The 25,276-nt window shown below is 34.5% G+C and carries 22 protein-coding genes; 7 read left to right on the top strand and 15 right to left on the bottom strand.

All coding sequences use genetic code 11. From position 1 onward, the window contains the following. Positions 1 to 7: 7 nt before the first annotated feature. The 8 genes from VOI54_RS08450 to kduI form a co-directional block, all read right to left on the bottom strand. On the bottom strand, positions 8 to 718 hold the full coding sequence (locus VOI54_RS08450; protein WP_326282295.1) for a helix-turn-helix transcriptional regulator: 711 nt from the start codon (positions 716 to 718) through the stop codon (positions 8 to 10). A gap of 68 nt (positions 719 to 786) precedes the next feature. Continuing rightward, complete coding sequence (locus VOI54_RS08455; protein WP_326282296.1) at positions 787 to 1,854, bottom strand: endonuclease/exonuclease/phosphatase family protein; 1,068 nt, start codon at positions 1,852 to 1,854, stop codon at positions 787 to 789. A 266-nt stretch (positions 1,855 to 2,120) separates the two neighbouring features. After that, positions 2,121 to 2,765 carry a class I SAM-dependent methyltransferase gene (locus VOI54_RS08460; protein ID WP_326282297.1) on the bottom strand — a complete coding sequence of 215 codons (645 nt, stop codon included), beginning with the start codon at positions 2,763 to 2,765 and terminating at the stop codon, positions 2,121 to 2,123. 250 nt (positions 2,766 to 3,015) lie between these two features. After that, positions 3,016 to 3,378 (bottom strand): hypothetical protein, encoded by a 363-nt coding sequence (locus tag VOI54_RS08465; RefSeq protein ID WP_326282298.1) that lies wholly within the window; start codon positions 3,376 to 3,378, stop codon positions 3,016 to 3,018. Positions 3,379 to 3,698: 320 nt separating this feature from the next. Then, positions 3,699 to 5,138, bottom strand: a complete 1,440-nt coding sequence (locus VOI54_RS08470) for a sulfatase (RefSeq protein WP_326282299.1) — start codon at positions 5,136 to 5,138, stop codon at positions 3,699 to 3,701. 234 nt (positions 5,139 to 5,372) lie between these two features. Beyond that, complete coding sequence (locus VOI54_RS08475) at positions 5,373 to 6,551, bottom strand: BT3233 family polysaccharide utilization protein (RefSeq protein ID WP_326282300.1); 1,179 nt, start codon at positions 6,549 to 6,551, stop codon at positions 5,373 to 5,375. Positions 6,552 to 6,603: 52 nt separating this feature from the next. Continuing rightward, the gene (locus VOI54_RS08480) at positions 6,604 to 7,398 is read right to left on the bottom strand and encodes a gluconate 5-dehydrogenase (protein ID WP_326282301.1); all 795 of its coding nucleotides are present in this window, start codon (positions 7,396 to 7,398) and stop codon (positions 6,604 to 6,606) included. A gap of 15 nt (positions 7,399 to 7,413) precedes the next feature. Beyond that, positions 7,414 to 8,256, bottom strand: coding sequence for a 5-dehydro-4-deoxy-D-glucuronate isomerase (kduI, locus tag VOI54_RS08485; RefSeq protein ID WP_326282302.1), 843 nt, complete (start codon positions 8,254 to 8,256; stop codon positions 7,414 to 7,416). A gap of 116 nt (positions 8,257 to 8,372) precedes the next feature. Between kduI and VOI54_RS08490 the strand changes: the two genes are divergently transcribed. Then, on the top strand, positions 8,373 to 9,392 hold the full coding sequence (locus VOI54_RS08490; protein WP_326282303.1) for a LacI family DNA-binding transcriptional regulator: 1,020 nt from the start codon (positions 8,373 to 8,375) through the stop codon (positions 9,390 to 9,392). 30 nt (positions 9,393 to 9,422) lie between these two features. Continuing rightward, a complete protein-coding gene (locus VOI54_RS08495) occupies positions 9,423 to 11,027 on the top strand; it encodes a DUF4955 domain-containing protein (RefSeq protein ID WP_326282304.1) in 1,605 nt (534 codons plus the stop codon). A 150-nt stretch (positions 11,028 to 11,177) separates the two neighbouring features. On the opposite strand, the gene VOI54_RS08500 is transcribed toward VOI54_RS08495, so the two are convergent. Further along, on the bottom strand, positions 11,178 to 12,092 hold the full coding sequence (locus VOI54_RS08500; RefSeq protein WP_326282305.1) for a GYDIA family GHMP kinase: 915 nt from the start codon (positions 12,090 to 12,092) through the stop codon (positions 11,178 to 11,180). Then, on the bottom strand, positions 12,082 to 13,410 hold the full coding sequence (locus tag VOI54_RS08505; protein WP_326282306.1) for a hydroxymethylglutaryl-CoA reductase, degradative: 1,329 nt from the start codon (positions 13,408 to 13,410) through the stop codon (positions 12,082 to 12,084). The genes VOI54_RS08500 and VOI54_RS08505 overlap by 11 nt, the downstream gene beginning before the upstream one ends. Positions 13,411 to 13,560: 150 nt before the next feature. Here VOI54_RS08505 and VOI54_RS08510 point away from each other — a divergent pair, with 150 nt between their 5' ends. The 5 genes from VOI54_RS08510 to VOI54_RS08530 all read left to right on the top strand — a co-directional run bounded on the left by VOI54_RS08510 (position 13,561) and on the right by VOI54_RS08530 (position 20,367). Next, on the top strand, positions 13,561 to 15,798 hold the full coding sequence (locus VOI54_RS08510) for a S9 family peptidase (RefSeq protein ID WP_326282307.1): 2,238 nt from the start codon (positions 13,561 to 13,563) through the stop codon (positions 15,796 to 15,798). Positions 15,799 to 15,818: 20 nt separating this feature from the next. Next, positions 15,819 to 17,357 carry a peptide MFS transporter gene (locus VOI54_RS08515; protein WP_326282308.1) on the top strand — a complete coding sequence of 513 codons (1,539 nt, stop codon included), beginning with the start codon at positions 15,819 to 15,821 and terminating at the stop codon, positions 17,355 to 17,357. A gap of 37 nt (positions 17,358 to 17,394) precedes the next feature. Continuing rightward, a complete protein-coding gene (locus VOI54_RS08520) occupies positions 17,395 to 19,137 on the top strand; it encodes a peptide MFS transporter (RefSeq protein WP_326282309.1) in 1,743 nt (580 codons plus the stop codon). A 181-nt stretch (positions 19,138 to 19,318) separates the two neighbouring features. Continuing rightward, on the top strand, positions 19,319 to 19,858 hold the full coding sequence (locus tag VOI54_RS08525; RefSeq protein ID WP_326282310.1) for a thioredoxin family protein: 540 nt from the start codon (positions 19,319 to 19,321) through the stop codon (positions 19,856 to 19,858). A 41-nt stretch (positions 19,859 to 19,899) separates the two neighbouring features. Next, positions 19,900 to 20,367, top strand: a complete 468-nt coding sequence (locus tag VOI54_RS08530) for a thioredoxin family protein (RefSeq protein ID WP_326282311.1) — start codon at positions 19,900 to 19,902, stop codon at positions 20,365 to 20,367. Positions 20,368 to 20,372: 5 nt separating this feature from the next. Here VOI54_RS08530 and VOI54_RS08535 read toward each other — a convergent pair whose 3' ends face one another. Genes VOI54_RS08535 through surE form a run of 5 tightly spaced genes read right to left on the bottom strand, consistent with a single transcriptional unit; the run spans position 20,373 to position 25,212 of the window. Then, positions 20,373 to 22,412, bottom strand: coding sequence for a ComEC/Rec2 family competence protein (locus VOI54_RS08535; RefSeq protein WP_326282312.1), 2,040 nt, complete (start codon positions 22,410 to 22,412; stop codon positions 20,373 to 20,375). Between the two features lie 23 nt (positions 22,413 to 22,435). Then, the gene (locus VOI54_RS08540; RefSeq protein WP_326282313.1) at positions 22,436 to 23,005 is read right to left on the bottom strand and encodes a C40 family peptidase; all 570 of its coding nucleotides are present in this window, start codon (positions 23,003 to 23,005) and stop codon (positions 22,436 to 22,438) included. Between the two features lie 7 nt (positions 23,006 to 23,012). Next, a complete protein-coding gene (gene lpxB, locus VOI54_RS08545) occupies positions 23,013 to 24,125 on the bottom strand; it encodes a lipid-A-disaccharide synthase (protein ID WP_326282314.1) in 1,113 nt (370 codons plus the stop codon). Positions 24,126 to 24,158: 33 nt separating this feature from the next. Next, positions 24,159 to 24,443, bottom strand: coding sequence for a hypothetical protein (locus VOI54_RS08550; RefSeq protein ID WP_326282315.1), 285 nt, complete (start codon positions 24,441 to 24,443; stop codon positions 24,159 to 24,161). After that, on the bottom strand, positions 24,436 to 25,212 hold the full coding sequence (gene surE, locus VOI54_RS08555) for a 5'/3'-nucleotidase SurE (protein ID WP_326282316.1): 777 nt from the start codon (positions 25,210 to 25,212) through the stop codon (positions 24,436 to 24,438). Before surE ends, VOI54_RS08550 begins: the two co-directional genes overlap by 8 nt. Between the last annotated feature and the right edge of the window lie 64 nt (positions 25,213 to 25,276).

Genomic DNA, 25,276 nt, shown 5'->3' on the forward strand with positions numbered 1-25,276 from the left:
AGGTGTGTCAAGGGTGGTTTTGATTCTTTATATATTTTTCAAAATATGTTTTTATAGTCATATTATGAGGCGTGAAAGTTTCATTTTGAACAGTCAGTGTTTTGATAAAATCTATTCTAAAGTTTCTAAAATCATTTCGCAATCTACAAAACGCAATGAGCAGGAAATTTCCGTGAATACTATAAATAGCAAAGGGTTCAATGTTTCGTGAGGTCTGTTTGTTTTCGGAAGATATATAATCTATTTTTAAGACTTGATATTGGGTTATAGCCGATTGGATCTGCATTAGGTTATTACTCGTTTTCTCCTCGTTATTATTTCCGCTAAAGTAAATCCGGTCTGCCAATAGATCAGCATTTCCTTTTTGGGAATACCTTAAAATGGCTTTAATTTTTTCTATGGCACTGGAAACATTTTCAACAAAGGATTTGTCTTTGTTTTTGATTGCTAATTGTTCTATTGTAATCAAAGCGTTGGCCTCATCTTCTGAAAACAGAACAGGAGGAAGGTGATAACCTTCCATAATAGAATAGCCTTTACCTTCTTCAGTTACAATAGGTATTCCCGATTTTTCAAGTGTACGGATATCTCTATAGATTGTTCTTACACTCACATTATGTCTTTCGGCAAGTTGGTTTGCTGTAATAATCCTTTTGGATTGCAATTGGGTAAGAATAGCAGTTAATCTTGAAAGTCTTGGTTTTTCTTTTTCTTCCATTTTAGTCTTTTCGGCTTGTGTCTGACATTTTAAACATTGTATTTTTTGCTGGCAACTATATTTTACGATTAATCATTCTTGTTTTTAAATGTAAATACCAGTTTGGCATATACAGCTTTGTGGTCACTGGGCCAGGGTAGCTGATTTGCAATAAATTGCTCCTGGTCTGTATTTAAAGTCTCCAATGTATTGTATACATAGGATTCCTTGGGGCCAACAATACAAACATCTTTAATTTTTATATCATTTCCTCTAAAAAAAATATAATCTACTCTGTCTCTTTCATCGGCAAGAGGGGCCCAGCTTGTACTTGTCTTTTCATGGGCAAAAGAAGGCCAGGTAAACCCCGGATTTGCGACTTCATTGGGGAAGAAGGTTCTAAAGGTGTCAATAAAACCTGCTTCATGTAGTTTTTTAGTATTATACCAGGGCATAATCAGACCATTATGGTCAAACATATTTTTGGTTTTCCTGGTCCAGTCTAAGAAAGATGGTTCATTAAAATCTCCCATTAAAATTACCGGCTTTGATTCCGGTTTTACAGATTCTATAAAAGCCGATATAGCTTCATCTCTTGTAGATTTTAAATTATAAGCCTGAACGGAATCTAAAATTGTATATGGCGCTGGCTTACCATTACCATCATCAATCATTTTCCAATCCGGATCACCACCATTATAGCCTCTGGGCAGATTAGAAGCATAATAGGTGTAATCTAAATGAGCTCCGGAGACTATAATGATGTTTCCATCAACGTTCAGATTAAAATTGACTACTGTGCCTTTGTCCTTATTTTTAAATATTTGCTTACCATTTTCTAAAGGATACTTACTGATGAATGACACATCTCCTCCGGCATATCCGGAATAGTAATGTTTTCCGGATTTTTCTAAGATGTTTACTATTTTGCTAGTCCAATCTTCATCCTGATAGTTACGGACTTCAACAAAGCACACAATATCCGGATTTGTTTTTAGTATGACATCACGAATTTTATTTAATCCGTTAGGTACAGAAGTCCCTTCTTGCCATACATTGAATGTTAAGAAGGTAAGTGCTTTGTTTGTTTTATTATCACAGGATTTTATGACCAATGACAATAAAATCAGGAATACATAAAAGGATGATTTTTTCATATTTGTTGCCAGCTAGTTGGTGTATGATTTGTAGCGTGAAAAGCCACAGGGAATTTTCACTGAAAACCAAAGATAGCAAAGGCGCGAGGATTTTCCGGCTTGTGATGCCTTTTGGCGTTAGTAGGTTAATTACCAGTCAATTATTTTTATGGTGCTGTATGCTGTTTTTAAAGGCTTATATTCAAAAAGTGAATGTTTTTCAAGATACTTTAAAATCTCTTAAGTTTTGTTACAGAAGTTGATCTCTAATACTAATTTTGCTTAAATTATCTTTGAAATATTGTAAGGTGAATTTCATCTCCCAATTCGGTTTCACCTTTACTTGAATGAAATATTTGTTTCAAACCACAGTTTTCAAATGATTTAATATAATCCGTATTTAAGAGCCAGGGAGGTCCATTTTCATAGGTTCTTTTTTCTTTTTGGATTTCAGTTATTACAACCAACTTTCCGTTATCTGATACAAAATCAGAAATATTTTTAATTAATGTTTTCTCATATTTTGGAGGAAGCGCCTGAATGGTGAATATTTCCAAAACAAAATCAAATGTTTTGTACCAATCGTTATGGCCTTTAATTAAATCCGCTTGAATAAATTCAACTTCTGAATTGGGAAACCTTTTTTTACAAAGTTCAATGGCACTATGAGAAACATCAAACGCAGTTACTTTTAAACCTTTAGATTCAAGCTCAATAGCATCATCTCCCAAACCGCAGCCAATGACCAATGCGGTCTTTTCATTTTCAAATATTGGATTTTGATCTATCCAATGTTTAAAGACGGGGTGAGGCGCCATGTTTGCCCACGGGATTCCATCACCTGACTCAGTTACGCCAGAATAGAGCGTCTCAAACCAATCGTTTGGTTTATTCTCTTCAATTCCAAATTTATTTCTTATTTCTTCGTTCATTTTAGTTTTTTATTGTGCATGATGATTTCGGCTATGATTGAAGTCTCTAATAAGCTTCTAAAACAGGCTTATGTAATAGCCAAATCAGGATTACGCTATGATGAGAACTTTGTTTCTAAATTAGCTTAAAAATACTTGCTTTTTAACTCAGTTCTTTGTTGGCAAATCGTTTTTATATTTCCATTTTCAATCCGTTAATTTTCAGCTCTTTAAATAATAATTTAATCTGATTAATTTCTTGCCTGTTTTTCTATTTTTGATGAAATATTTGTGGCTTTCGGATATATGAAGCGAATATGGTCGCCATAAGAATTAGAATTACAATTTCAGAAGGCTTTCCTTTATACATATGGATTAATACAATAAAAATCATATATAAAACCAGCATTGATGTTCCAATCAGTATTGTTTTGTTGTACAGGAATAGAGTTGTCGCAATTAAAATGAAAATTCCAGCTGTAATCATTACGGCACTACTTTCCACTATTTTTCCTGTCTGATTAGGGTCAAGTAATTTATCCAAAGCATTAGGAACATAGAAAAGTGTTATTGCCAATGAAGGTAACAATGTCAATATTCTGCTCAGAATTTTTTCTGCTTTTTTTTCAGCCATAGTTTTTTCGGTATGCGTTTTTCTAAATGTTTGCCAACGTGTTTGTGTATGATTTCGTTATGTATTTCAGCAACTAATTTAGCAAATACAAACCGAATAGAAAATCCGCGAGGATTTTCGTAAGTAGGTTTGAACTAGCAATTCATTTTATACAGCTTAAGTTTACAATCTATTAAATTAGATAGATTAATCAGAAAGAACAAATGTGAGGAGTAAGATTAATATAGCTATAGGAACTTGCGATTCTGTCAACATTGATAAGTCTCTCTTTTTTCCTATTAAGAGTTTCGTTTAGTTCTTTGTTATCACATGTGTTTAGATTATAATTTTGATTTTTCTATAAAATATTCATTAAAATTATATTTTGAGTATTCCGATAATGGAGCCCAATTACTAGGGATATATTTTGTCAACCTTTGTATCGTTTTTTTGTAGCCTATGTCTTTTGCCAGGTTATTCCATTCATTCGGGTCATTTTTCATATCATACAATTCAAGCGAGCCATCTTCATATTTAATTAGTCTGAATCGTTTATCTCTAATTGCTATGTTGCCTTCTCCATAAAATGAAAGCGAAGGATAATTCCACTTTTTTTTAGGGCTTTTGATTAATTTAGTAAGAGAATGACCTTCTAATAATTCTAAAGAAGGTAGTTTGCACATATCAATCAAAGTCGGATAAATATCTAAAAGTTGAACAGGGGCAGTACATTTTTTCTCACCATTTCCATTTACATCTTTGAAAATTAACAAAGTTCTTGTGTCTCGTTCCCAAAGGGCTTGTTTCGCAAACCTGTTTTTTTCACCTAAATGATAACCATGGTCTGCCCATAAAACGATAACGGTATTATCTGCATGTTCTGAGTTTTCCAACGCATCAAGCACCTTACCTACCTGGGCGTCAACAAAAGCGATACAGGCCATGTAGGCTTGTACAGCGTTTTTCCATTCGCCGGATTTTATAAGCTCATCTGTAGTTGGCATCATGGGAGCATCACTTACTTTGCGTGCAAAAGGGGGAATATCATCAAAGTCATCCTTCGTATATGGAGGTGTTTCAATGCTATCCAAGGGAAACATATCAAACCATTTTTGAGGGGCATACCAAGGGACATGAGGGCGAACAAAACCTACAGCCAGAAAAAATGGTTTATCATGTTTTTGATGAAGTTTATTAACAGCCCATTTTGCACTTTTAAAATCAGTCATTAAGCTATCATGCTCTGGATAAGCTCCCCAGTCTGTTTGTGTGCGACCAACTTTGTGGTCAATTTTTGATGGGTCATAATTAAATCTTTCCTTTGGCTTTGGCCCCATCCAAGCAAATTTGCCACCATATTCATCAAATGTATTGGCCGCATCACCATTGTGGTAAATCTTTCCAACAGCCATTGTTTTGTATCCATGCTGTTCAAAATAATCAGGCATAAAAATGGCTTTGTTTAGTGCTTTACTGCCTTTTTTGATGTCTATATCTTTTAGTTGCAGGTAATTACCACTTGTTGAGGGGTAAAGCCCTGTCATAATACTTGCACGAGACGGTCCGCAGATAGGTGCCTGGCAGTGTGCATTTGTAAATAGTGTTCCTTTTTGTGCTAATTTGTCAATATTTGGAGTAGGAACTTTTATAGAACCATTCATGCAGTTTACATAATCATTCAAATCATCAATGGCTATGAATAATACATTTGGGTTTTTCTGACCAAATACATTCAGGTTGAACAAGATTAGTCCTACTGTTGCTAGATTTTTAACTTTCATTGTTATAGGCATTTGTGGTAACATATGGATAAAAGCAATTGTTTTATTTCCATAATATTTTATTACGATAAATATGATTCTTACATACCAAACGAGCTTTTTGAAGAACTATAGCTGTTAATAACAGCATTACATTACTATTATCTTAGGCTATAAAGCTCCAAATATTTCTATAAATAAGATATTTTAAGTTCTAAAAGCAGAATCAGGTTTTTTATTTAATGAGCCTCTAACTTACTTAATACGTGTTACTTTAAGTGGGGTGTTTAAGTTCTCAGCAAAATCACTTAAGTAATTCTCCCAATCTTGTTTAGTTTTAAATTGTCCGCTTTTTTTCCAGCCAAAACCGGCATAATAAATAGCGTTGTTGTTTATAACCTTGAGATGAGCATAGGCATTGCTTAAATCTTTAATAGCACTGTTATAGGTTTCAAAGTCCATAACATGATCTTTTGGTACTATAATGGCGGTTCCCAATTCGGAATCGGCATGAGGTTGCCAATAGCTAATCCAGCCATCAGCTTTATTTGTAGTTACTTTACCATCTTTTTCATGTAGTGTTAAACCTGCAGAAGCGGTCTTAACACCATCTATAGTGGTGTCAAATTTTGATAAGTTACTTCCTTTATCCAAGCTGATTATTTTTGATTCTTTCACCAGCTTTTTACCGGCGTTCCAGCTTTCATATTCCAGATAAAAACTAGTTCGGATAGGGCCGGTAGTTATAGTGCGCCATTTTATAAAGTTTTTGGAATAGTAATACGTGGTATCCTGTTTTACGGCAAGTCCACCTATCCCCCGGCTTTTACCTACATGAAAATTGTCTAAACCTTCACCGGTATCTTCATGATAAGAACCGGTTTTTTCAGTATATTTTTTATACCAACTATTAATGATCGAATACTCTACTTTTTTTAACCATGCATCAACACCACTTGATAAAGTCCCTTCTTTAAGGTTGTTTTCAAAACGGTATTGGGCATCGGGACCAAAAACTCTAAAGGCTACTTTGTCATTTTCCCAGGCATAATCATCTGTACGTTCCGGCACAAAACGAGAATAGCATAATTCGCGTGCTTCATGTTTTTCAGCTTTATTAGCAGGTACTATTTTAAAACGAACTTCAGAGCCGGCTTTAATTTTTGGCTGAAATAAAATAACGTCCATAATACTGTCATTATCATGGTCTACGGTTTGTGTAACCTCTAATGTGTTGGTTGCTGTATTTAACATACCAATTGCAGATAGGTCTTTAACATTTAAAAAAGACTTAGTTAGCTCTACGGTTTCAAAAGTTCTATCAGTGTTACTTGTATTTTTAACGCTAATAATAATTTCTTTTTCCGTTTTGCTACAAGAAGCAAGCAGCATTAAAGCTGAAAGGAAGAGTATTGATTTACCTAGCTGTTTCATCTGTTAGTATGTATTGGTTTTTAATATGACCTTAGCTATCCGTTATTTGGTTTTATGTTTCGTTTGAAGGTTTTCCAATGGTGGCCAGGATGCCACCATCAACATAAACGATCTGGCCATTAACAAAATTGCTGGCTTTAGAAGCTAGGAATACGGCGGTACCTGCCAAATCTTCTGGGTCTCCCCATTTTGCTGCCGGTGTTCTGTTAAGAATAAATTCATTAAACGGGTGTCCATCAATCCTAATAGGCTCTGTTTGTGAAGTGGCAAAGTATCCCGGCCCAATCCCATTGGTTTGAATATTGTGTTTTGCCCATTCCGTTGCCATATTTTTAGTAAGCATTTTCAAGCCGCCTTTTGCCGCTGCATAAGCTCCCACTGTGTTACGTCCAAGCTCACTCATCATAGAGCAAATATTAATGATCTTTCCGCGTTTTCGGGAAATCATACCCTTAACCACATGTTTAGAGACAATAAAAGGACTTACAAGGTCTACTTTAATCACTTCTTCAAAGTCTGTAACTTCCATTTGCTCGAGAGGTGTTCTTTTTATGATTCCCGCATTATTTACCAAAATATCAATAGGCCCCACTTCACTTTCAATAGCCTCGATATTTTTTATAACCTGTGCTTCATCGGTAACATCAAATAAGAAACCATAAGTATTTAGCCCTAAGGACTTATAATGCTCCACGGCTTTGTTTAGTTTGTCCTGAGAAGAGGCTCCGTTAACCACCAAAGTGGCTCCCGCTTGTCCTAAGCCAATGGCCATGGCTTGTCCAAGTCCGTGGGTAGCGCCCGTTATAAGCGCTACTTTTCCAGTAAGATCAAATAATGTAATTGACATATAAAGGCTTTTAGTTTATCTTAATTCATTTATTTTAGCATGATCCATATCACTATAATCCAGATTTTCTCCGGCCATTCCCCAAATAAAAGAATAGCTGCTAGTCCCAGAACCGGAGTGAATAGACCATGGAGGAGAAATTACGGCCTGGTTGTTTCCCATCCAGATATGCCTGGTTTCCTGTGGTTGCCCCATAAAGTGACAAACCGCCTGGTCTTCCGGAACTTCAAAATAAAAATACACTTCCATACGCCTGTCATGTACATGTGCCGGCATGGTATTCCAAGAACTTCCGGTCTTTAATGTGGTCATTCCCATTTGCAATTGACAAACCTCTACAACACTATTTACAATATATTTCCTAAGGGTTCTTGCATTTGCCGTTTCCGGAGCCCCTAGCTCAATAACTTCAACATCGTTAATGCCAATCTTTTTATTGGGATAAGCTTTATGAGCCGGTGTTGAGTTTAAATAAAATTGAGCAGGTTGGTTTGCTGAGTCACTTGCAAATACTACATTTTTGTTTCCCTGGCCTATGTATAATGCTTCTTTATGCTCTAAAGTATATACGGTTCCGTCTACTGTTACAGTTCCGGTATTGCCGGTATTAATAATTCCCAGTTCTCTGCGTTCTAAAAAATATTCAGCTTTTAAGGCCTCAATCGTTTCCAGTGTTAACGGGCTGTTGGTAGGAACGGCACTTCCGGTAATAAACCTGTCATAATGAGAGTATACTAGGTTTACCTTATCAGCTTCCATTAAATTGTCTATTAAAAACTCGCTTCTTAATCTTTCTGTGTCATAAGATTTAACATCCGAAGGAGACGCTGAATATCTTACTGTATAAGTTGTTTTCATATATTAAAATGATCATAATTTTTACAAATATATGTAATTTATACCAAAATACAATCGATTGTATTTTTTAATTTTATTACCTTTGCTAAGGTCGGTAGACAGGTTAATAACTTTATATGGAAAAACACAAAATAACTATACATGATATTGCCAGAGCTTTAAATATAGATAGCTCAACGGTTTCCAGAGCTTTAAATAATAGTTCAAGAGTTACTGAAAAAACTAAGACTAAAATTCTTAAGAAAGCAGAGGAGTTAGGGTATCAGCGAAATGTGCTGGCTTCTAATCTTCGTAAAAGTGTTACCAATACAATAGGTGTTGTAGTGCCCAGAATATCACGTCATTTTTTTTCTTCTGTCATCCAAGGGGTTGAAGAAACGGCCTATTTAGCTGGTTATAATGTTTTAATATGTCAATCCTTAGAACAATTAGAAAGAGAAAAACAAATAGTTGATACTTTGGTGGCCAATAGGGTGGATGGTGTACTAATCTCAATATCGATGGAAACAACAGATTATAAGCATATGCAAAGCTTAAAAAATAACGATATTCCTTTGGTTTTTTTTGATAGGCATTGTGGTATTCCCGATACAAATAATGTGCTTATTGACGATTTTAAGGGCGGTTTTGATGCAACACAACATTTAATTGATGAGGGCTGCAGGAATATTATTCATTTTTCAGGGCCACAAGTATTGGAAATATACAAAAACAGGCTTAAAGGGTATAAAGAAGCTTTAAAAATGAATGATCTGCCTTTCAAAGCGGAAAACGTAATAAGTTCCAGGTTAATGGAGCATGATGGAAAGGAAAATGCTAAGAGACTTTTAGATGCAGGCTTTTCTTTTGATGGCATTTTTTTTGCAAACGATGTGGCAGCTATTGGAGCTATGAAATATTTAACGAACCATGGTGTGAAAATCCCGGATGATGTGGCTATTGTTGGTTTTAGTAATGAGCCGATTTCAAGGGTCATTAATCCGGCTTTAACCACCATTGACCAGCCTGGAATTGAAATGGGTAAAATAGCAACAGATTTATTACTGAAGCACATAAAAAAACAAAATGGTCCTTTAAAACCTCAAACAGTTATAATGGACTCCAATCTAATTGAACGTTTGTCATCAAAAAAATGAGTGTTTGTACCAAATAAATTCAAATTAACAATGATTATCAAAAAGCTTTTTTTTCTTTTATTTTTTATAAGTGCAAATACTTTTGCTCAGGAAACCCTGATTTGGAAAAGATATATAGGTGAAATTTCTAATCCGGAAATTCCCAAACTTTTTGATTATTCGTATGCCGGTTATAAATTAGGTGAAGTAGGAATACCTAAAGCGCAAAAGCACTTAAAAGTCTTTAATGTGATGGATTTTGGTGCTATACCTAATGATACGATTTCAGACCAGCAAGCTATTCAAAAAGCTATTCATGCTGCTGAAAAAAACAAGGGAGGAGTTGTGTTTTTTCCTAAAGGTGAATTTTTGATTAATGTTCAACCTAAAAAAGTAAATCCAATTACTGTTAGGTCTTCAAATATTATTCTAAAAGGGAGTGGTTGGGGTAAGAACGGTACTGTAATTCACATGAAAGATCACATGCTGAAAAGATACCCGGATGAGCCGGAATGGAAAGTAAGTTATATGTTTGAATTTTATTCGAATACTAAAAAAACAGCGATAACTCACATTACATCAAACGCTAAAGCAGGTACTTTTAAAATTGAAGTGAAAAATATTAGTGCTTTTAAAAATGCTGAATACATTCAATTAGAAATGCCTTTTAATTTAAATGCCGTTTCAGAATCTTTAGCTGAAAAAAAGCCACGTCCTCACTGGGAAAAGGTAAACAATGAGGGGGTGACTTTTATTGAAAATCATGAAATAAAAAGTATTACGGGGAATACAATTATTTTAAAAGATCCTTTAATAAATACAATAAATACAGATTATAATTGGCAAGCCAAACCATTTTTTCCTTTAGAAAATGTAGGGGTTGAAGATATTTTTTTTAAAGCAAATTTTAAAGATAAGTTTGTACATCATAAAAATTTTATTCATGATAATGCATGGTCTGTAATAGCTATGCAAAGTATTGCAAACTCTTGGGTAAGGCGATGTAGGTTTAGTAATATTACAGGAGCAGTTTCAATACGTAATGGCTATGCCTTTTCAATTTTGATGCTATTAATTGAAGGGAATGGCGGGCATAAATTAACTAATGTTGCAGAGTCAACAAGAGTGCTTACAGGGTTAATTAATGATGCTACAAATAATGGGCAATTTCATGGAGCTTCTATGTCTCATAAAACTTCGGGTTCCGTTATTTGGCGTGTGAAAACACCAAAACAAGGATGGGATTCGCATGCAGATATTCCAAAAAATAATCTGGTGGATATGTATGAAGCTGCTAAGATGACAGCCCACGGCGGCTATCATAAAAATGAACCACATCATTTAAAAGGCCTGACACTTTGGAATTATAAAAGAGTTGGGGATACGGTTTCAGATTATAATTTTTGGAGCCTTTCCGGAAAAGGAATGTATTGGGGCTTTTCAGCAGTTAATCCTATAGTTGTTGGCCTGCACGGTACAACAACTACTTTTAACAAAACTAATGTAGGGTATATAGAAGGTTTAGGGCGCAAAGTTTTGCCGGAATCTTTATACGAAGCTCAATTAAAATACCGGTTAGGGATCAGGCCTAAATGGATGCGTAAGAACTTAAAAGAGTGGCATAAAATAGAAAAAGAGTGGTTGAAAAATGAATAATAAAGACAGCTAAAAGCTTACAAGAGGTGTTTTTGAGAACTTATCAGCTGTGTTTTGTGGCCTGGATAATGACCTTAGGGGAATAGCTTGCAACCTGTTTCTTCTTTAGGTGAAGGAATAAATATAATTGACGAATAGTAGGATAACTTGCTATAATACCATATTCTTATAAGGTATTACAGTTTCAAACCCTTTTCTTTTAAAGTATTCTGTAGGGTCAGATTTTGATGTAGCTAATACAAAATCTCCTCCCCAGGCGCCGAGACTTTTTATACTTCCTGGATAATCCTCAAATAGCATTGCCTTAACCGGGGTTTGTTTGGTTATTTTAGAGATTACATATTCATGTTTTGTAATGAGGTTTTCAAAATCTTCCAACGCATTTGATTTGATCATTTCCAAACTAATAGTGTTAATCTCCTTAATTACATAATTAGAGTTCTGTTTGTTTTCCTTATAGTGTTTTATACCCTCACGGCTATTTTGTTTTTTGTTCAAATGAACAAAATATAAGTTGTCAATAAAATCAGGCGCAAATTCCACAGGCTTTACTAGGGGTTTCCCATTTTTGATTTGGTAGGTTATTGGTGTATGATGTTGGGCACATGCAATGTCATAACCGCTACCTCCAAATGAGTTTTCTAATAGTGTATAGGCATCAACCCCTGCCCATTGCGCCAAATTGTTTATTAAAGTAGATGAGGTTCCCAAACCCCAGTTTGTTGCAAAATCTAGCTTGGTTGTAATTTTATAGCCCTTGTTGTTATTTAAAAAGTCAGGGTTTAATGATCTAATTGTATTAAATATTTGAATTAATCTCTTGGAAATGTCATCATACTGATCCAGTTTTAATACCCTATTGTTTTTTATCTCAAATTCACTTGTAAACCAGGTCAGACCATTGTTATCTATACTGTTCCATATAAGTTTTGGATGTTCTATAGTTTCTACAGTTAATGATTGTCCAAATTTAGTAGGAACAGCAAATGAAAGCGCTCCATCAAGTACCACATATTCTCCTGAAATTAATAGCTTTCCGTTGCTGTAAAATACTTTACTTTTCACTTGTAACTCTTAATTGATTTAGGGCTTCTGTAACCGCACTGTGGGTAACCGTATTATTTTTAAAGTGTTCAGTTAGCACTTTCTTTTCCGAATCACTGGCTTTAAACTGATTTAATATATTCATCAGATGCATTTTCATATGGCCCTGTTGAATCCCGGTAGTAGTTAAAGAACGCAGTGCTGCAAAGTTTTGGGCTAATCCTGCCACAGCAACAATTTGCATGAGTTCTTTGGCTGAAGGCTTGTGTAATAACTCCAAAGACAGCTTAACTAAGGGATGCAATCCGGTTAAGCCTCCCACAGTTCCCAAAGCTAATGGAATTTCCATCCAGAAGGTAAAAATGCCATGTTCCACTTTAGCATGGCTTAAACTACTATATTTCCCCTGTCTTGCGGCATAGGCGTGAATACCCGCTTCAACAGCTCTAAAGTCGTTACCGGTTGCAAGTACAACGGCATCAATACCATTCATAATACCTTTATTATGTGTAACGGCTCTAAAGGGTTCTACTTCTGCAATATTAACGGCTTGAACAAATTTGTTAGCAAACGCTTCTCCCGAAACCGTATGATCTTCACTAAGCGCTTCTACTTTACAACTTACTTCAGCCCGTACTAAGCAATCCGGAACATAATTAGACAAGATGCTCATCACTACATCTATATCTTTTTCATCTTCAGAAAACAAATCAAAAGCTAAAGCTTCAGATTTAAAAGTTTTTGCAAACTGTTCCAGGCAGGAGTTTATAAAATTTGCCCCCATGGCGTCTAAAGTTTCAAAGGACACATGAAGTTGATAATAGTTATCTATATCAGAAGTTTTATCACGTAGCTTAATATCTACAACCCCGCCACCACGTTTTTTCATGTTTCTGGTTATATCTTCGGCATCATGAATTAGTTTTGGTTTTACTTGAGTGAAAAACTGCTGTAACTTTTCAAAATCTCCATTATAAGTAAAATGAACCTGACCTATTTTTGTGGTTGAAATAACCTTGGTTTTAAATCCGCCCCGGTCTAACCAAAATTTGGCAGCTTTACTTGCTGCAGCAACTACTGAACTTTCTTCAATAGCCATGGGAATGGTATATAGCTTTTTATTTATTAAAAAATTTGGCGCCACGCCTAATGGGAGGTAGTAGTTTGTAATGGTATTTTCAATAAATTCGTCATGAAGTTGTTGTAACTTCTCATTATTATTCCAGTATTGCTTTAAAACATTTTTAGCACTTTCTGTGTTGTCAAAATAGGTGTCAACAATCCAATCTATCTTTTTTGATTTGGATAATTTAGAAAAGCCGGCAATAGATTTACTCATAATATTTTAATTTGCAACGCAAAGATACTATCTTGGTGTCAATTTGTAATGAAATGTTTAAAATTGCTATTATTTAACTGATATTTAAAAGGTTTTTTGAAGAATTTTTAGTAACCTTGACCTCATTTTGTGAAATAAATAGTTTTTTTGATGAAATACTTAAAATTCTCCTTTTTTGTTTGTCTGTTTATAACTTCACTGATTACAGCACAAACCAAAAATATTACTCTTGAAGATATTTGGAAGAATGGTACATTTAGAGCAGAATATATGGATGCTTTACATTCTATGGCTAATGGTCAACAGTATTCAGTTTTAAATTTTGACAGGGCAACAAGAAGCACTTCTATAGATGTCTATGATTATAAAACCCTGAAAAAGGTTAAAACATTGGTGAGTTCTTCTAACCTGGAGGAGATGCCTTACTTTACTGATTATATCTTTAGTAAAGATGAGCAAAAAATTATTTTAGCAATTAACGAAGAGTCTATTTATCGTCGTTCAACTTTAGGGAATTATTTTATTTATGATGTAGGTAGTGCTTCGCTATCAATGATTTCAGAAGATAAAATTCAGGAACCAACTTTTTCTCCTGATGGAAGTAAAGTTGCTTTTGCAAAAGATAATAATTTGTATGTAAAAGACTTAAAGTCTGATGAAATCAAACAGATAACTTTTGATGGTGAAAAAAATAAAATCATTAATGGTATTGCAGATTGGGTTTATGAAGAAGAGTTTTCTTTTGTACGTGCTTTTGATTGGAATGCAGCCAGTAATAAAATAGCTTTTATTCGTTTTGACGAAACCAATGTGCCGGAATTCTCTATGGATGTATACGGAAACGGTTTGTATCAAACACAACAAGTGTTTAAATACCCTAAGGCAGGAGAAGCTAATTCAGTAGTATCACTTCATATTTATAGTTTAGAAACTAATGCTTCTAAAGCAGCGAAATTAGAAAAGTCCTATTCAGATTTCTATATTCCCAGAATTAAGTGGACCAGTGCTTCAGATGTCTTAAGCGCTCAGTATATTAACAGGCACCAAAATGAATTGGATTTGTGGATGATCAACACCAAAACTGATACTTCTCAATTAGTGTTGACAGAGAAGGATGAAGCGTATGTTGATATTACCGATAATTTAACTTTTTTAAAGGATAACAGCTTTATTTGGACCAGTGAAAAAGACGGTTATAATCATATTTATCATTATGATAAAAATGGAAAATTAATAAATCAAATTACTAAAGGGAATTGGGAAGTCACTGATTACTATGGTTATGATGAAAAGGCCAATACCATCTTTTATCAATCTGTAGAAAATGGCTCAATTAATCGTGATGTATATGCTGTTAAATTAAATGGAAGACATAAAACCAGGTTAACAAAAGGAGATGGAACTAACAGTGCCGATTTTAGTGCTGATTTTTCATATTTCATAAATACATTTTCCAGTGCTACTACGCCTCCCGAGTTTACATTGAATAGTGCAAAATCAGGTAATTTGATAAAAAGTATTAAAGACAATGATGTGCTTTCTCAAAACCTCTCTAATTATATAACGTCTAAGAAAGAGTTCAGTACGCTTAATGTTAATGGAAATGATCTGAATATGTGGATGATCAAACCGGCTGATTTTGACGACGCTAAAGCGTACCCTATGCTGATGACTCAATATTCAGGCCCGGGTTCCCAGGAAGTGGCTAATCAATGGCATAGTGCTAACGATTACTGGTACCAACATCTGGCACAACAAGGTTATATTGTAGTTTGCATAGATGGAAGAGGCACAGGATATAAAGGAGCAGCTTTTAAAAAGGTAACTCAAAACCAATTAGGAAAGTATGAGGTTGAAGACCAGATTCAAGCTGCTAAACAATTAGGGGAATTGCCTTATGTTGATTCTGATAGAATAGGTATTTGGGGATGGAGCTTTGGTGGATTTATGAGTAGTAACTGCTTATTTAAAGGTAATGATGTGTTTAAAATGGCAATAGCAGTAGCACCTGTAAGTAGCTGGCGTTTTTATGACACTATATATACAGAACGTTATATGACCACACCACAAGAAAATGCCGGAGGTTATGATGAAAACTCACCAATAAATCATGTAGATAAACTTAAAGGCGATTTTCTTTTAATACATGGCTCTGGTGATGATAATGTGCATTTGCAAAATACCATGAGATTGGCTGAAGCTTTAATTCAGGCGGATAAACAGTTTGAATGGGCAGTGTATCCTGATAAAAATCATGGGATCTATGGAGGTAATACCAGGCTTCACTTATTTAAAAAAATGACTCATTATATAAATAAAACACTTGGAGATAAAATGAAGAAGGAAGAAAACAGTGATAAAATCGATCAAGTGAAGATTAAAGGATAAACTAACTTAGAATTATATTTATGGCAGACTCAACTACTATTAAGGAAAAGGAGCTTTGGGGACACCCAATAGGGTTATATGTATTGTTTTTAACTGAAATGTGGGAGCGTTTCTCCTACTATGGTATGCGAGGGCTTTTGTCTCTTTATATGGCGGCAGAACTAACAGATGCTCAAGGTCCTGGTTTAGGCTGGACAAATGCCGAAGCTTTAAAGTTATATGGCTGGTACACTATGCTGGTGTATTTAATGTCTATTCCGGGAGGAATGATTGCAGATAAGTTACTTGGACAAAAACGTTCGGTACTTATAGGTGCTATAATATTGGTGCTTGGGCACGGTACTTTGGCGATTGAAGAACTTTGGGCTTTTTATACGGGTTTGATTTTAATAATATTGGGTGTTGGTATGTTAAAACCTAATATTTCTACTATGGTTGGAGGGCTTTATGGAAAGAACGATATAAGACGGGATAAAGGATTTAGTATATTTTATATTGGTATTAATACAGGTTCCTTGTTGGCTACAACAACAGTTGGGCTTGTTGTAGCAAAGTGGGGATGGCATGCTGGATTTGGCTTGGCAGGAATAGGTATGTTGCTGGGCTTGATAGTTTATATTTGGGGGCAAAAATATTTGGTTCATGTTGGGAATAAAACTTCAGATGAAGAGATAAAAGATCAAGTAGCCATATCTCAGCTTTTTGGTAGTTTAATGAAATCACCAAAGCATTTGGTAATTGTGAGTGGATTAATTGCCTTATCAATATATTATGGAGGGTTTGTTCTTTCAGAAATAGATCACTGGGCTTATATGATTCTTTTTATTTTTCTTTCCCTAGTAGTAGGTATGTTAATGATGATATATAAAAGTCTAAGGTCACAAATTGAAAAAGATCGATTTTTAGTAGTATTATTATCGTTCATGTTAGTCATTGTTTTTTGGGGAGCGTTTGAGCAGGCAGGTGGATTAATGAATTTATACACTAACGATTATACCAATAGAATGTTATTTGGGTGGGAAGTTCCAACAATATGGTTTCAAAGTTTAAATGCAGGGTTTATTATTCTGTTTGCTGTAGCAGTAGCTAATTATTGGGCTAAACGCAAACTTAAAAATAAAGAAGCTAGTTCCTTGTTTAAAATGGCTACTGGAACTATAATAATGGGACTCGGTTTTGTGTTTATGGTATTTGCTGTAATGGATTATAATGCTAATGGTTCTTCAGCAATGTATTGGTTGGTACTGGCTTATTTTTTTCATACTATTGGAGAGTTATCATCTTCACCGGTATCACTTTCTTTCGTTACAAAATTGGCACCGGTTAGGTATGCATCCTTAATGATGGGATTGTATTTTGCTTCTACCGGACTGGGAAATAAAGTGGCAGGTTTACTTGGGGAATCTGCTTCAGAATATGGTGAATATACCATTTTTGCTGGGATAACCATATTTACCGTAGTTTTTGGTTTATTGGTGATTACTATTTTAAAACCACTGAAAAGGTTAACTCATGGTGCAGAAGATAAAGAACGCTTAATGCATTCAGATGAAGCCTAAGGCTTTGAATTAATAGATAATTAAAAAAATTATACTCATGGCAGAAAACTCAACAGATCAATTTTTTAAAAGTACAGTTTTAGGGCATCCATCAGGATTATTCGTCTTATTTTTTACGGAAATGTGGGAGCGCTTTTCTTATTACGGAATGAGAGCTTTATTAGTTTTGTTTTTAACTGCTTCGTTATTAGATGAAGGTTGGGGGTGGCCTCGAGAGCATGCTATGGCATTGTTTGGCTCATATGTAGGCTTGGTATATCTCTCAACCATGATGGGAGGGTATTTTGCAGATAAAGTAATAGGTTTTAGGTACGCGGTTTTAGTTGGTGCTTTATTAATGACGTTGGGGCATGCTTCTATGGCTGTTGAAACACCTTGGTCTATTTATTTAGGGCTTGGCTTATTGGTAATAGGGAACGGTTTTTTTAAGCCTAATATGACCTCAATTATTTCTGAAATGTATAAAGATAGGCCTGAGAAAAAAGATGGTGCATATACTATTTTTTATATGGGTGTTAATGCCGGGGCTTTTTTAGGAATATTATTGTGTGGCTATTTGGGTGAACAAGTAGGGTGGAGTTTAGGATTTGGATTAGCTGGAATATTTATGTTTTTTGGTTTGGTTCAATTTTGGTTAGCTCAAAATATCTTTGGAAATATTGGATTGAAACCAAAGAAGGAAGATAAAGCATCTATAGAAGCTTTAGATAATGACAAGCGTGTTCCTTTTCATAAATGGCAACTTGGTTTAATTTTACTAATGGTAGCACTAGGATTATTATGGATAATTAATGCGCCAGCAACAACAATTTCTGAAGGTAAAATTAATGTCTTTTCTTTTTTAGGTGAAAACGGTAATACAATAGCTATTTTAACAGCGTTAGGACTCTTTTTGGTTTTATTGATTTATAGGTTTACACAATATTCAAAAATAACACGGGAGAAATTAATTGCGGTATCCTTTTTTGCTCTTTTATCGGTTTTCTTTTGGGCTATTTTTGAACAATCTCCAGGTACACTTACTATTTTTGCAAAGGATTACACAAATAGAACTTTAGACGGGACTTCAGCAAATATTTTTAGAATAGTGAATGCTTGTATGACCATTATTCCATTAGGTATAATTACATGGGTGTTGGGTATGTTGTTTAAGCAAACTTTTGGAAAGTATAAATGGTCTAATTTAACATTGAGCTTTAGTTTTATAATTGTATGGGGAATTGCTATATGGATGCTTTTAGATCAATTGAAAGATGATAATTTAGAAGTTCCTGCTTCCTGGTTTAGTGTACTAAATTCATTGTTTATTATTACACTTGCTCCTCTTTTTTCTAAATGGTGGGAAAGCAAGTATAACCCATCTGCAAATATGAAATATGGAATTGGAATGATTCTGTTGGGGTTAGGAATGGCATGTGTGGCATTTGGAGCAAATGGAATTGAGCCTGGAGCAAAAACAGCTTCTGTGAGTATGATTTGGCTTATCTTAGTATACCTATTCCATACGATGGGAGAATTGTGTATTTCGCCTGTTGGGTTATCATATGTTAGCAAACTAGTACCAGCCAGAATGATAGCTTTTATGTTTGGTGTATGGTATTTGGCAATTGCTATTGGTATGAAAGGCGCAGGTGTGTTTGGTGAAAATGTGGATAAAATTGCGAATGAAAGTGGTATTAGTTATTTTTTCTGGCTATTAACTATAATTTCGTTGGTCGTAGCTGTTTTCTCAATTGTTATGCAACCCGTTATAAAAAAGCTCATGCATGGGGTTCGTTAATCGGTAAAAAAGTTAAAAAATATCTGAAATGCTCCTTATTAGGAGCATTTTTTGTAAGTTCGGTACAAGTTTTGCAACCTAAATCATTATGAAATGAGCCATAACAATTAAGTTGGTACCTACTAAAATGATTATTGGCGAATTACATCTGACCTAATTAAAGCAATAAAAACTTGAACAGATGAAAAAGATTATATTACTAATACTTATAGGTTTTATTGGGGCTAGTACTATGGCTCAAGAGATAAAATGGGTCTCGCTTAACGAGGCTATAGAGCTTCAAAAAAAGACGCCTAAAAAGATTATGATGGATGTGTATACCAATTGGTGTGGTCCGTGTAAAATATTGGATAAGAAGACATTTCATGACCCTGAGGTTGTGGAGTATGTAAGCAAAAATTATTATGCGGTGAAATTTAATGGAGAAGGTAATGAGGTGGTAAATTATATGGATAAATCATTTTCCAACCCAAACTATAATCCACAATTGACAAATAGAAGAAATTCAGTGCATGAACTGGCACGTTATCTTCAAATAGATGCATACCCTACCATTGTGTTTTTTGATGAAAAAGCAGATTTAATTGCTCCTATTAAAGGTTATCAAACTCCACCACAACTGGAGTTATATTTAAAAATGTTTGGGGCTGATGATCATAAAAAGATTACTACTCAAGAAGAGTTTAATGCTTATTACAAAGCGTTTAAGTCAGAGTTCTAAGGTTATCTTCACTTGCCTTAAGCAGTAGTAGAATCAGGATAATGAAAAAGATATTAATAACTTCTTTAATTGTGTTATTAGCCTTAAGCTATACCAATGCCCAGGAGTTAAAGTGGTATGCAGATATAAATAAGGCGCTTGAAGTAGCGGGTAAAGAAAACAAAACACTAATGTTATTCTTTACAGGCTCAGATTGGTGTGGATGGTGCAAAAGGTTGCAACGTGAAGTTTTTAATACATCAGATTTTGAGGTCTGGTCTAAAAATGTTGTTTTAGTTGAATTAGATTTTCCAAGAAGAACAGTGTTGGATGAAGCTACCAGAACCCAGAATTATCAATTACAAAAAATATTTAGGGTTAGGGGATATCCTGCTGTATTTTTTGTGAACGCAGAAAAAATGGATGATGGAAGAACAAATTTGAAGAGTTTGGGAAGAACCGGATATGTGCATGGAGGTGCAAAAAAATGGATTGATGTAGCTAACAGTATTGTTAAAAAAGTTATTTAGTTTTACTAGTATTTAATGGTAAAAGCTCCTTTTTCATAAGTTTGATGAAAAGGAAGTTTTCTTTTTTTGCAGATAAGCTTCCAGTTTTGAATGTAGGATTTATAATTACTGCCATCAGCAATAATCTGCTTTGGATTTAAGGAATCAATTAAACGATTTAAATTAATTTTAGGAGATTTCCTGAGTAGTATATAATCCGGTTGAAATGATTTAATATGGTATATGCCAAGACTATCAACTATTAAAAGCGTTTTGTGGTTTAGCCTGTAAACAGAACGTAAAGTGTCTTTTTTAAGCTTGTTGATATGGTTTCCAACAACATAGTCTTTAATAATATGATTGTTTGATTTTGCAAGACTGTCAAAGTCATGATATATAATCATAGTATCCACGCCAACCTGCCCTAGCAAGCTGAATTTGTTTTTATGAAAAATAATAAACTCATCATGAGGCTTGGTGTGTTTTTGATAAATAAAAGCTATTTGAACAATTAATATAGCAATCAAGAAGAGTCTAAGGTTGAGGAAGTTCCTTTTTCTAAAAAAATTAATCAAGGATGCCAAAAAGAGATATGAAACAAATACAAATAAAAGACTAAAAGGGATCTCTTTAAAAAGAAAAGCTTCCTGGCTGGAAACCCATCCAATAAAACTATTCATTAAACTAATTATATGACCAAACAAAGAAGCTATAAATTGTGGTAAAGCATTTAAAATGGCTAATGCTAATACCAGAATACCAAATCCTAAAATAAGACCTAAAAGGGGTATGATAACCAGATTAGAGATAAAGAATAAACCGGGGAATTGATGAAAGTAAAATAAGCTTACAGGTATAATTCCAAGTTGGGCAGAAATAGTGACGGTAAATGTATGCCAATAGAGTTTTAATAATTTGTTTTTTGGCTGCCATAACTTAAATAAAATAGGATCAATACTAACAATGGAAAACACAGCTAAATAACTCAGTTGAAAGCCTACATCAAACAAAAAGAGTGGATTAAAGAGTAGTATAACCATCATACTTATGGCTAATGTATTGTAAATGTTTGTAGGCCGTTTTAAGTTCAAAGCAATAGCAACTATGCTGAACATGGTTACCGCCCGGGTAACCGAGGCAGACAATCCGGCAATTAAAGCAAAACTCCATAAAAGGCATATAAGGGCTATAGTTTTTATTAACGTTCCGTGTTTAAATTTTTCAAGAGGTTTAAAAATTACACCAAAAATCATTAAAATAATCCCTACATGTAAACCGGAAACAGCCAAAATATGGATAGCCCCGGCATTGGTGTAATTGGAGTAAATTCTTTTGCTTATATCCTGACGTTGACCTAATAAAAGTGCATTTATTATAGCGAGTACATCAGGTTTGAAATTATAGGATTCCAGTTTTTTGTTTATATGTTTTCTAATCCTATAGGCAACACCCATTAAGGTAATAGTAGTGCTTTTACCAGGTAATAACAGTTCTCCGGATATAAAGAGTTGATGGTATATGTATTTTTTTTCTAAGTAGTTCTTGTAATTAAACTGATTTGGGTTTAGCGGATGAGTAAGATCCACAAAATTAGTTCTACAGGTAAAAGTTTTGTCAACTTCTAAAGGAGGTTGTAACGTGTCTCTTTGGATATTCAAAAGTGTTTTTCCAACAACACTTTTGTCATCAACTTCTAAAAGATCAATAATATACTTGTCATAATAATGCCCCTGCTTTAAAATTTCTCGTACTCTAAATGTAATGGTATTTAAACTGTCTTTTGGCGTTGAAAGCTGACGGGTGTAGTGATTTGAAAAGTTCTTTTGGTTATGAAGACTTGTGGTTAGAACCCCTATTGAAATCATTGTAATAAGAGCGGTTAACCCAAACCAAATGGTCTTAGTAAACTGTTTTTTAGCAACCCAATAGGAAATAAAAAGAACCATTAAAAGTAGGCCGGTTACAAAAAGTGATATTTGCTGAGGAACAGCAAAAATATAACCAATAAATACCCCGGTAATTAGGCAAATGGTTAATTTAATAATACTGAAATTAAGTAGGTTCATGCGCAGTTAAGATATGAAATATCTTATAAAATGCGTCGCGCCTCGTAAAAAGCCTTATGCCAGTATTTTTCATTTAAAGAGGAGGTTATGACGCCTTTACTGCTGGTGGCATGAATAAATTCAATAGAGTTGTTTTTTATAGCAATGATCAAACCCACGTGGTTAATAGAGTTCCGTCTATTTCCGGTTTTGAAAAACAATAAGTCACCTTGAGTTACTTTTTTCAAAGGAATTTTTTTTCCTTTTTTAGCCATATCTCTGGATATTCTGGGAAGTGCAATATTTTGAGTTTTAAAAGACTCATAAACCAATCCGGAGCAGTCCATTCCTGATTTTGTAGTACCTCCCCATTTGTACCTTACACCCTTAAATTGTTTTGCATAAGCAATGATATGCTCTGCTTTGGATCTTGGTGTTTCTTTGGTTTTGGGAATAATGATATGTTCACTATTTGGTTTGGTATAAGCCGTTGCCTTATCAGTATTTTTTTTGATAACAATTTTAGAGGAAGCGGACTTGTTTTTAGCCCGTTTTGAAGATTTACAATTGCTAAAACTGAGTGAAATAATAAGGCAAAAAATGATTCTTTTCAACAATACATTAAGGTTTAATAGATTGATAGATCAATTGGGCTGTTTTTTTGCTGGCGCCTTTTCCGCCTAAAGTTTTTTCTAATTCATAATAATCTAAAAATAATTTTTTCCGATGTTTGGGATCTAAAATGAGATCTAATTCTTGCTTCAGGTGTTTTTTATTGAAATCATTTTGAATTAATTCAGTAACTACTGCTCTGTCCATAACTAAATTAACTAACGAAATAAACTTCAAGGTTATGATGCGTTTGGCAATATGGTAAGATATAGAGCTACCTTTGTAACATACCACTTGAGGAACTTTAAATAAGGCAGTCTCTAAGGTAGCTGTTCCCGATGTTACTAAAGCAGCAGTGGAAATACTCAATAAATCATAGGTTTTGTTTGCTATGAATTTAACGTTTTGAGAATTTATAAACGTCTCATAAAAACTGTAATCCTGACTGGGGGCACCAGCTATTACAAACTGATATTCGGGGTATTCATTAACTAAACTCAACATGACAGAAAGCATTTTTGTTATTTCTTGTTTTCTGCTTCCCGGCAATAGGGCAATTATAGGTTTATCATTTAATTGATGTTCTGCTCTGAATTTAAATTCCCCAACTTGCTTTCTGTTGTTAATAGCATCAATTAATGGATGTCCCACAAAGTGAACCTCATAGCCGTATTTCTTATAAAATGGTTTAACAAAAGGTAAAATAACATACATAGCATCTATGTCTCTCTTAATAGCTTTTACCCTACCTGCTCTTGATGCCCAAACCTGGGGAGAAATATAATAATGTGTTTTGAAACCAGCTTGCTTTGCCCATTTAGCAATTCTCAAATTAAAGCCGGAATTGTCAATAAAAACAATAACATCAGGGTTGAAAGATTCAATCTCGCTTTTACAGTATGAAATAAGTTTGAATATTTTACCGAGGTTTAGTATGACTTCAGTAAACCCCATAAATGCACGTTCTTTATAGTGTTTTACAAGAGTACCGCCTGCCTCTTGCATAAGATCACCACCCCAAAACCTGATATTGGCGTTTGCATCTTCTTTTTGCAATGCTCTTATTAGGTTTGAACCGTGTAAATCGCCCGAAGCTTCTCCAGCAAGTATGTAATATTTCACGTGATAATTATCTTTTAATCAAACTAATTTTAGTTAGAAAAGCTTAAAAACAAAAGTAAATACAGCAATAAATACAGTTATTAGTAAAACCCCTCTTGCTCTGTAATCTTGTTTTTTTCTAATAAAAATAAAAAAAGCTATTAAGTTTAAAATAGCACCCAGACTAATAAGTTTTCCCAAAAACCCTTCGTTAGCGGCAGCTTTGATAACCATTACAAAATCATCACCTCGTCCTAATAGGTTTGCTGCAAAAAACAAACCTATACCATTTGCAATTAGGCCAACAAGCATGCCGATAAAAATATCTTTTTTATTCATTTAAATTCCATGTATTTAAGTCTTTTATAAAGTGATGGGCTGTAAGGTCAAACTGGGTAGGAACTATGGAGATATATCCATTTTTAAGAGCCCACTCATCAGTGTCTTCCCCTCCGTCTAAATTAACAAATTTACCCGTAAGCCAATAATAATCCTTGCCCTGAGGTGTTTTGCGCTTATCAAATTCTTCAACCCAATTGGCTTTAGCTTGTCTGCAAACTTTAATACCTTTAATACCACCTTCTGTAATGTTGGGAATATTAACATTTAAAACCAGGCCGTTTGGAATACCGTGTTTTAAAACTTTTTCCGTGATAGATTTAACAAAAGACTTTGAAGGTTCAAAGTTTGCACCCCAACCATAATCCAACAGTGAGAACCCAATGGCAGGAATCCCTTCAATACCAGCTTCAATAGCAGCGCTCATAGTTCCAGAGTAAATCACATTTATTGAAGAGTTTGAGCCATGGTTAATACCAGAAACGCATAAATCCGGTGTTCTGTCTAAAAGCTCTCTTACAGCCAGTTTTACACAATCGGCCGGAGTACCTGAGCAACTGTACTCTTTTTGTGGTCCATTATCATATTTTACTTCTTCAGCGTGTAACGTTGAGTTAAGGGTTATGGCATGCCCCATACCACTTTGGGGACTGTCAGGAGCTACAACCACAACGTCACCAATGGTATTCATAATGTGGATTAAGTTTCTGATTCCCGGCGCATTAACCCCATCGTCATTAGTTACTAGAATAAGTGGTCTCTTGGTCATTTTTATCTTTAAATAGCATCGCTAAAATACATAAATTAGGCAGTAAACACGTAATTTCTTCGGT

The organism is Alterotamlana spongicola, assembly GCF_035818475.1.
GTDB lineage: Bacteria > Bacteroidota > Bacteroidia > Flavobacteriales > Flavobacteriaceae > Cognatitamlana.